2 protein-coding genes are annotated in these 4722 nt (G+C 34.1%); one reads left to right on the top strand and one right to left on the bottom strand.

Translation table 11 applies throughout. The annotated features are described in order from the left end of the window. Positions 1 to 61: 61 nt before the first annotated feature. A complete protein-coding gene (locus B0A58_RS15995; RefSeq protein ID WP_089081866.1) occupies positions 62 to 1945 on the bottom strand; it encodes a glycoside hydrolase family 3 protein in 1884 nt (627 codons plus the stop codon). Between the two features lie 329 nt (positions 1946 to 2274). Between B0A58_RS15995 and B0A58_RS15985 the strand changes: the two genes are divergently transcribed. Then, a complete protein-coding gene (locus B0A58_RS15985) occupies positions 2275 to 4347 on the top strand; it encodes a DUF7619 domain-containing protein (RefSeq protein ID WP_089081864.1) in 2073 nt (690 codons plus the stop codon). Positions 4348 to 4722 lie beyond the last annotated feature (375 nt).

Below are 4722 nucleotides of genomic sequence, written 5' to 3'. Positions count from 1 at the left end.
AACCTCTAACCTCTAACTTCTAACCTCTAACTTCTAACCTCTAACTTCTAACCTCTAACTTCTATCTCTTATATTTTAATCCAAAACCAAACGGATACAAAGGATTTTCAGAGTCATGTGGAACATCTTCTTTTTGTTTTTTAACGGCGTCCATTGTCGAAGGCAACTCAAACGGAAGTTTACCTTCGGGTTTTGCCTTACCAAAAATAACATCTAGTAAAGCAGCATCGCTGGCCCCATAATTGGCCAAAACAGCTTTTGCAACTTTATTTATTTCAGGAAAAACAGCGGGTCTGTCCAAATAAATATCTACAATGGTTGGTACTTTTTGGCACAATTCCAAAACATCTGTCAAATCTTTCCCTTTAAAATCCAAGTCGCCATGATGAAAACCTCTTGCAAAAAAGTTGTCTGATTCTATGGGTACCCACGGTGTGTTCAATCGGAGGATAGCCACATCGGCTTGCTCTGGCGATTGCACAGCAATCCCATATTTTGAAACCAATTCAGGACTTATATTTTTAGCGTATATTTTAAGTTTTGATGCGGTATGCAACGGCAAGTTCATATCGTTTTTCAATAAAGTATAAGCACGTCTTTGTGTTTTTTCGCCAAGTTCTTTAAATGATTTTTGACCAATAATTTGCAATGCTTTTTGCTCGTCTATATAAGGATTTTCAAACAACCCTAATTGAAATTTTACCCTTAACAAGCGTCTGATTGATTGATCGATTCGTTTTTCGGATACTGCACCTTCTTTGACTAAAGCAACGACGTGTTGCGGACAATTTTCGCCACCAAATTGGTCGCAACCCGAATCAATTATTTTTTTAACCCGTTCTTTTTCAGTCAAATGCTCCACACCCCATGCCCGTGCGGGCCAAGTTACGGCACCCATTTTTGTGTCTGTTACCAAGCCCCAGTCTGTGCAAACTACGCCATCATATTTGTATTTTTCTCGTAACATGGTTGTAATAATGTCTTTGTTGTAGGAAAACCCAACGTTTTCTGATGTTTGATCTGTTGGTACTCCATAATAAGGCATCATACAGGCAGTTTTGGCTTCAAAAGCAGCCTCAAATGGAATTAAATGATAATTAAAATTATTTCCAGGATACACTTGCCCTTTTTGGTATTGAAAATGGGGGTCTATACCTTCTTTTTGTGGGCCACCACCAGAAAAATGCTTGGTCATACAAGCCACACTTTGAGCATTCAAACCATTGGTACCTTGAAAACCAAGTATATATGCTTTTACCATTCGAGCAGACAGTTTGGCATCTTCGCCAAATGTGCCACTGACTCTTGGCCAGCGTGGCTCAGTTGCCAAATCGGCCATTGGATGCAAGGCTTCCTTTATTCCTACTGCAATATATTCTTGACGGGCAATATCGCCAAATTGTTGCATTAATTTTTCATCGCCAATAGCTGCAAACCCTAGTTGTTCTGGCCATTGCGAAAATCCTTTGGCATCCATAGCAAATACATTGTTGCTAAAATAATGACGTGGATCTGAAGCAATGGTAACAGGAATACCAAGACGAGAATTTTCTGCTACTTTCTGAATGGCATTATATCCTTTTGCTAAAGCGGCTATACTAGGTGCTTGCCAATAGTTGAAATGGTTCATTTTTGATTTTTCTATCAATTCGATTGCGGTTGGCAATCGGGCGGCAAATCCTTCTGCCCCTTCCTTTTTTTCGATACTGCCGTCGTCGTTTATTAACGTACCGTTGATGAACATCATACCTGCTTTTTCTTCAATAGTCATCAATGAAATAAGATTATCTATACGTTTTTCTATGGATAATTGAGCATTTTCATAATCGTCCATTTTGCCATTTTTATTCAAATCTCGGTATTTTGGCGGTTGATTAAATGCCAAAAAAGCAGTGCCAATAGTAACACAAAGGGCTGGTACCACCCATTTTTCATAATTTTTCATAATTTTGAGTTGTTAAATTTTACTAATTTATATTTTAAATTTCAATGTGTAATAATGACGCAATATAATCAATTTTTTAACACCACAAAATAAATCTTTAAAATTCAATGATTTTTTTTTATAACGAACATTTTTTTTTATATTTGCATGAATATTATAAACAAATTGCAATACATTGTTGCTAATTAAACAAAAAATTGAATTATATAATAAGGAACTTTGTTTATTTTGATTAAAAAATATTTTTTCCAAATATAGTCATGGATTGATTTATTTTTCTACAAAAAAATGTTCACTATCATATAAGTACCAACCCAAAAATTATTAATATGAAAAAGCTATTTTTTCTTCTTACAGCATTGACTTCCTTTTTAAGTCTAGAAGCCCAAATTGTAACAATACCTAATGCCAATTTTAAAGCAAAATTGTTATCGGCCAACAGTACCAATACTATTGCCAAAAATTTGACAGGTTCCTATTTTAAGATAGATAGCAATAACGATAATGAAATACAAGTATCTGAAGCCATCCAAGTTAGCTATCTTTCTGTACCCAACGCATCCATTACCGATTTAACAGGAATAAGTAGTTTTACGGGTTTGACACAATTGTATGTCGATAAAAATCAGCTAACTACTTTGAATGCAACTGCCTTAACAAACTTGGTAACTTTGTCATGTTATCAAAATCAAATTAATAATTTGAATGTTAGTGCATTAGCCAATTTAAAATACTTATATTGTTACGAAAATAGTTTGACAACTTTAAACGTATCTGGATTAACAGCTTTAGAATACCTTTATTGCAACGAAAACAACCTTACAACTATTGATGTAAGTACCCTTACGAATCTTAACTTTTTCTATTGCGATGCCAATCAATTGACCTCTATTTTTATGAAAAACGCTAAAAATGAAACCTTCACATTTAGCGGCAATCCGTATCTAACTTATATTTGTGCCGATGATAGTCAAATTGCAGCCATCGAATCACAAATTGCATTAAACGGATATACCAATTGTCATGTAAATTCATATTGTTCTTTTGCACCTGTAGGGATAAATTTCAAAATTCAAGGTACCATTAAATTAGATGCCACAGGAAACGGCTGCGATGCAACTGATTTGGCCATGCCATTTACCAAATTTAATTTAACAAGCGGAACCAATACGGGTAATGTTTTTGCAAATCAAAATGGGTTTTATACCGTAAACGTTATGGCAGGAACACACACCATTACACCTGTACTAGAAAATCCAACTTATTTTACGGTTTCTCCAACGAGTGCTAATGTTACTTTTCCTACAACTACAAGTCCATTTGTTCAGGATTTTTGTTTGACAGCAAATGGAGTTCACAAAGATTTAGAAATAATCATCATGCCTATTGGACCTGCTCGACCAGGATTTGACGTGGTTTATAAAATTACGTATAAAAACAAAGGAAATCAAACCTTAAATGGCAGTATTAATTTTAATTACAATGACGGTATTATGGATTTTGTAAGTGCAAATCCTGCGGTTACCAGTCAATCAACCAACAACTTGAATTGGGATTATACCAATTTGGTGCCTTTTGAAACCAGAACAATTTTTGTAACACTTAATTTGAACAGCCCTACAGAAACACCTGCTGTAAATGCTGGAGCTGTATTGACTCCAAAAGCAACTGCAACAATTGCTGGAGACGAAACCCCACTAGACAATGTTTTTACACTTTCGCAAACTGTTGTCAATTCATTAGATCCCAACGATAAAACTTGTTTGGAAGGCAGCCAATTAGACCCTTCAAAAGCTGGTGAATATGTACATTATATGATTCGTTTTGAAAACACAGGTACTTTTCCTGCACAAAACATTGTTGTCAAAGACCTAATTGATACCACAAAATTTGACATCAGTTCATTAAGACCAGTAGCTGCTAGTCATGCTTTTGAAACAAAAATTTCTAATACAAATAAAGTAGAGTTTATTTTTGAAAACATCAACTTGGATTTTAACGATGCTCAAAATGATGGGTTTATTACTTTTAAAATCAAAACAAAAAACAATTTGCAATTGGGAGATGCTTTTCAAAACAAAGCTAGTATTTATTTTGATTATAATTTTCCAATTATTACCAATACAGCAACCACAACTTTGGCTACATTAGCTACTAATGCAGTGTCATTGACTAATGAGTTTAGTATATATCCAAACCCCGTTTCGACTGTTTTAAACATCAGTTCCAAAAATAATACCAACATCAAATCGATTCAAATTTTCAATTTGGTTGGTCAATTACTTGTAGAACAACACCAAGCAACCTCACAAGTAGCATTGGAACACTTGCAATCTGGAACGTATATTGCGGTAATACAATCTGAAAATGCCACTAGTACAATGAAATTTGTCAAATTGTAACATTTTTTCGACCCGATACTTTTAAAAGCCCTAATTTATAGGGCTTTTTTTTTGTTTCAATTTTCATTGGGGTAGGTCAATTAAAGATTTTTTGAGATTTGAAATTTAATAACCTAACTTCCCCCTAATTTTTATACACTACAATTTTTTCATCTATTTATTTGGACTTAAGTAATTTTTTTTTAACTTTGTAGTGTATAAATTATTCATTACATTTAAAATATGGCTTTTATTAGAAAGATAAAAAAGAAAGATGCTGTTTATCTTGCTGAAGTAGAATCATACAGAGAAGACGGAAAAGTTAAACAAAGAGTGATTCGGTATCTTGGCAAAGAAGTAGATGGTAAACCAGAAAAGAAAGTACTTTTATCGTCG

Origin of the sequence: Flavobacterium branchiophilum NBRC 15030 = ATCC 35035, assembly GCF_002217205.1 — a bacterium.
In the GTDB taxonomy this organism is placed as follows: Bacteria; Bacteroidota; Bacteroidia; order Flavobacteriales; family Flavobacteriaceae; genus Flavobacterium; species Flavobacterium branchiophilum.
The sequence above is the reverse complement of the archived record's forward strand: the minus strand, read 5'-3'. Positions and strand labels throughout refer to the sequence as shown.

Coding starts and splice junctions, on each gene's coding strand:
- B0A58_RS15985 (WP_089081864.1), top strand. CDS start 2,275: ATGAAAAAGCTATTTTTTCTTCTTACAGCATTGACTTCCTTTTTAAGT.
- B0A58_RS15995 (WP_089081866.1), bottom strand. CDS start 1,945: ATGAAAAATTATGAAAAATGGGTGGTACCAGCCCTTTGTGTTACTATT.